General features: G+C 61.2%; 4 protein-coding genes. All 4 read left to right on the top strand.

Going from position 1 to position 4,682, the window contains the following annotated elements:
* A partial coding sequence (locus tag FFS27_RS28785; protein ID WP_137952380.1) for an aminotransferase-like domain-containing protein occupies positions 1-718 on the top strand: 718 nt, incomplete at its 5' end.
* A gap of 55 nt (positions 719-773) precedes the next feature.
* Positions 774-1,409 (top strand): glutathione S-transferase family protein, encoded by a 636-nt coding sequence (locus tag FFS27_RS28780; RefSeq protein ID WP_137952379.1) that lies wholly within the window; start codon positions 774-776, stop codon positions 1,407-1,409.
* Positions 1,410-2,547: 1,138 nt separating this feature from the next.
* On the top strand, positions 2,548-4,104 hold the full coding sequence (gene tssA, locus FFS27_RS28775; protein WP_003097814.1) for a type VI secretion system protein TssA: 1,557 nt from the start codon (positions 2,548-2,550) through the stop codon (positions 4,102-4,104).
* Positions 4,105-4,139: 35 nt separating this feature from the next.
* Positions 4,140-4,682 (top strand): type VI secretion system contractile sheath small subunit (gene tssB / locus FFS27_RS28770; protein WP_256659698.1); only part of this gene is annotated, 543 nt, incomplete at its 3' end.

Here is a 4,682-nt window from a genome sequence, read left to right as displayed (position 1 = left end):
ACACAAGCCGGCCTTCGCCTACCTGATCCCGACTTTCCAGAATCCGTCCGGCGTGCGCTACAGCGAGGAACGCCGCGACGCGGTGGCGGCGCTGCTAGACGAATTCGGCGTGACCCTGATCGAAGACGAACCCTATCGCGAACTGGTGTTCGACGAGGGCCGCGCAACCCCGCTGGTCAGCCGCCTGCGCAAGTCCAGCTGGATCTATACCGGCACGGTGTCGAAGACCCTGCTGCCGGGCCTGCGCGTCGGTTTCCTGATAGCCACCCCGGACCTGTTCCCCCACCTGCTGCGGCTGAAACAGTCGGCCGACCTGCATACCAACCGGGTAGGGCAGTGGCAGGCGCTGCAATGGTTCGGCAGCGAGGCCTACCGCCAGCACCTGGCCGAACTGCGCGAGTTCTACCGGGTCCGCCGCGACGCCATGCAGGAGGCGCTGCTGGAGCACTTCGGCGAGCTGGCCGAATGGAATATCCCGGAGGGCGGGCTGTTCTTCTGGCTGACCCTCAGGCAGCCGCTGGATACCCGCACCCTGCTCCAGCCGGCGCTGGCCGCCGATGTCGCATTCATGCCCGGCGAACCTTTCTTCGCCGAGCCGGAGCAGAACCTCGGGCGTCTGCGGCTGAACTTCAGCCACGTCGCCCCGGAGCGCCTGCACGAAGGCCTGCGGCGCCTGGCCAAGGTCGTCCGCGACGCCCAGGCCGCCGAAGCGGCCTGAACCCTCATCGGCGCTCCTCCCGGGGCGCCGGCCATCCGATCCGAGGAGCGACACGATGTACAAGGTCTACGGTGATTACCGTTCGGGCAACTGCTACAAGATCAAGCTGGCCATGTCGCTGCTCGGCATCCACTACCAGTGGGTACCGGTGGACATTCTCAAGGGTGAGACCCAGACCCCGGAGTTCCTGGCGAAGAACCCCAACGGCAAGATACCGGTGCTGGAGCTGGAGGACGGCAGTTGCCTGTGGGAGTCCAACGCCATCCTCAACTTCCTCGCCGACGGCAGCGCCCTGTTGCCCAGCGAACCGCGCCTGCGCACCCAGGTGCTGCAATGGCAATTCTTCGAGCAATACAGCCATGAGCCCTATGTGGCCGTGGCGCGCTTCATCAAGCTCTACCTCGGCCTCCCGGAAGCCCGCCGCGCCGAGTTCGAAGAGAAGAAGATCGGCGGCTACAAGGCCCTCGACGTCATGGAGAAACAGCTGTCGCGCACGCCATTCCTGGTCGGCGAACAGTTCTCCATCGCCGATATCACCCTCTACGCCTACACCCATGTCGCCCATGAAGGCGGCTTCGACCTGACGGCCTACCCGGCGATCCGCGCGTGGATCAAGCGAGTGGGGGAGGTGCCGGGGTATGTGGGGATGCTGATTGAGGGGAGATTCGATCAGCGGTTGGCGAGGCAGTGATTTCTGTCATGAGCGGGAATTTCGGGTAGAGCGAAATTTTTATGCATCGGGCTGGATGCGCGTTTTTCCTGATTATTCGTAGCTCGCTTTCCTGGCGCTGCTGTTGGTACCCGGCGCTGCGCTGGTGGCGGGTCAGTTACTGGCCGTTGAGGTCGATGCCCAGGAGGGCATCGACCGACTGGCCGCGCTAGCCGACCCGACTACTGTCGGGCAGCTTTCTCGCCAGTAGGCGCACAGCACTGTCGAGCGGGTAAGCGGTGCGCAATTCTCTGTCGTCGCCGTACGCGGCCTACCGCATAAGTTGGTCATCGAGGGCTTGGCGATAGGCGCTGCGGCGGTCATCGAATCCTGCTTTCCTGACTGCTCGGGTCGCTATCGATTTCCGCCCAGCCGATGCGGTACGGGCGTGTCCAGGGTAAACGCAGCGGTGCGTCCCGCCTGCAGTCGGTCACGGCGCAACTTCCTCGCCGGTGGCCATGGGACCGCCCATCTCGATTAATTTCTCGAACAATTCCCGTGTCAGTCTTTTCATGGCTCTTTTAATCAATCTCATACAATGGCTGATTGTTATCCATGTCTCATTCTGAAAAGAAATATAACAAGTGAATTGAGCAAGAATTTGCGCAGTGCTGTGCAACTTTTTGCGCAGTAGTGTCCAGGCCAGTATTTTCAAGGGCTGTGGACTGTTATTGGGGATGTTTCTTGGTTTTCATTGTGCAACTTCTTGCACAATCGCTGTTACGCTCTAAATCAGCTGTTGGTCCGCTTGGAAGGCCTATGTTTCGAGGCTCTCCGGATAAATCCATACTGCCTGCCTTATTTTTTATAAATTGTTAACTACCTGTTTTGGTAGGGTTTTCCAAATGGCCATCAATGTCGTTATGATGGCTATAGCCAAGCCGTAAAGGGCATGGACGCAGACGCCTGACGTTTGGCTGAAAATCTTTCATTGATTCGTATCAATGAATAGGAAAATTCCCAAAGAGGGAATGTCCTGTTGCTTGCCAGTTTTTATGTTGTTTTCATGGAAAAGGCAAAGAGCTTTTCAGACTATTGGGATTTTCGTTCGGTTTTTATGCCAACTAGTTGAATTGTTAAGATATTCATTGGCGCACATGGTGTGCATTGAAGGGTTAGGATGACCTATTCGAGCAAGCTCTCCTCGCATTATCTGGAACTCGCGGAACAGCCGATTTCAAAGGATGTCTTTGCGGGTGAGGATGTGCGTTTTTCCAGCGAATACGAGGCGCTGGAAAATGAGCTGGGCAAGGCGCTCTCGCTCCATGAGAACGGCCAGACCGACTGGTTGAAAATCCTGGAAAACAGCGAAGCGCTGCTTCGTGCCCAATCCAAGGACCTGCGTGTTGCAGCCTGGTTGACCTGGGCCCTCTACCAACGGGAATCCTTTCCCGGTTTGCTGGCCGGACTGGGATTGCTGGAACGTCTGTGCAGCCGGCATTGGGTCGAGATCCATCCGCTCAAGGCGCGCACTCGCGCCGCGGCCATTGCCTGGCTGGTGCCCCGGCTGGAGCAGGCGCTGAACGAAAACGTACCGATCAAGGAGCAACTCCCCCTGTTCCGGCGTCTCGCCGAGCACCTGGAAAAACTCGATACCGCGCTGACCGCGCAACTGGGCGACGACGCGCCCTTGTTGCTGCCGATCAGCCGACGCCTTTCGGGCATGCTCCAGCGCGCCGCCGACAACCAGCCCGAACCTGGCGTGGTCGGCGCCGTGGTGGCCCAGGTCAAGCAGGCGGCCAGCCAGTTGCTGGCGCCGGGTGCGCCCATCGACAACGAGCGCGACGCCCACAAGGCCATGCGCGCCCAGCAGGAGGCCGCACGCCCCCTGTGCGCCTGGTGGCTGAAGCAGAAAGCCACCGATCTGCGCGCGCTGCGCCTCAACCGGACGATGCTCTGGCTGCCCATCGAGTCCATGCCCGAGCGCAATGCCGAACAGGTCACTGCGCTAAGGGGAGTGCCGGCGGACAAGCTGAAAAGCTACCAGGAGCGTTTCGCCCAGGGCCTGTACGCCGATCTCCTGGTGGAGCTGGAGGCGAGCCTGGCACGGGCGCCGTTCTGGTTCGACGGCCAGCGCCTGGTCTGGGAGTGCCTGCAAGGGCTCAACGCCGAGCAGGCGATGCGGGAAGTCGAAATGCATTTCGCCTTGCTCCTGCAGCGTCTGCCGGGGCTGGTGGAGCTGCGTTTCCACGACGGCAGCGCATTCGCCGATGCGGCCACCCGCGGCTGGATCAGCGCCCATGTCATGCCCCATCTCCAGAACGACAGTGCGCCGCGCAAGGTCGAGACCGTGGCCCTGCAGGCCGAATGGGACGTCGCCCTGGACGAGGTCCAGCCGGTGTTGCGCAAGGACGGCCTGAAGGCGGCGGTACAGGTGTTGAAGCAGGGCATGAAGCGCGCCCACGGCGGGCGAGCCCGGTTCTTCTGGCAACTGAGCCTCGCGCGACTGTGCTTCCTGGCGAAGAAGTACGAGCTGGCCAAGACCCAGCTGGAGAGCCTCGACCATCAGTTGCACGAATCGGGATTGCACGCCTGGGAGCCCGATCTGGCGCTGGATGTACTGCACCTGCTGCATAGCTGCTGCGAGCTGTTGCCGCAGAACCACGCCGTGCGAGAACGCAAGGAAGACATTTATCGCAGGCTGTGCCACCTCGATCTCGAGGTGGTGCTCGAATAGGGCTTCGCGCCCTCAATTCTCAAGGAGAAAAAGCCATGGCCAAAGAAGGCTCGGTAGCCCCAAAGGAACGCATCAACGTCACTTTCAAGCCCGCCACCGGCGGTGCCCAGGAAGAAATCGAACTGCCGTTGAAGCTACTGGCGATCGGCGATTACACCCAGCGCGGGGATGAGCGCAAGGTGGAGGACCGCAAGCCGATCGGCATCGACAAGATGACCTTCGACGAGGTCCTGGCCAAGCAGGAGCTAGGGCTGACGCTGAGCGTACCCAATCGTCTCCAGGAGGAGGGCGGCAGCGACGAGCTGGCGGTGGGGCTGCAGATCAACTCGATGAAGGACTTCAACCCGGCCAGCATCGTCGAGCAGGTGCCCGAGCTGAAGAAGCTGATGGAGTTGCGTGATGCGCTGGTGGCCCTCAAGGGCCCGCTGGGTAACGCCCCGGCGTTCCGCAAGGCCATCGAAAGCGTACTCGCCGACGACGAGTCCCGTAGCCGCGTGCTGGGCGAGCTGGGGCTGAGCGCCGCCCCCTCCTGGAGACGATTGGGTACGCTCAGCGTCAGCCCTAGCTCCTGCTTGGCC

This window comes from Pseudomonas sp. 2VD (assembly GCF_005503585.1).
In the GTDB taxonomy this organism is placed as follows: domain Bacteria; phylum Pseudomonadota; class Gammaproteobacteria; order Pseudomonadales; family Pseudomonadaceae; genus Pseudomonas; species Pseudomonas aeruginosa.
The sequence above is the reverse complement of the archived record's forward strand: the minus strand, read 5'-3'. Positions and strand labels throughout refer to the sequence as shown.

Coding starts and splice junctions, on each gene's coding strand:
- FFS27_RS28780 (WP_137952379.1), top strand. CDS start 774: ATGTACAAGGTCTACGGTGATTACCGTTCGGGCAACTGCTACAAGATC.
- tssA (WP_003097814.1), top strand. CDS start 2,548: ATGACCTATTCGAGCAAGCTCTCCTCGCATTATCTGGAACTCGCGGAA.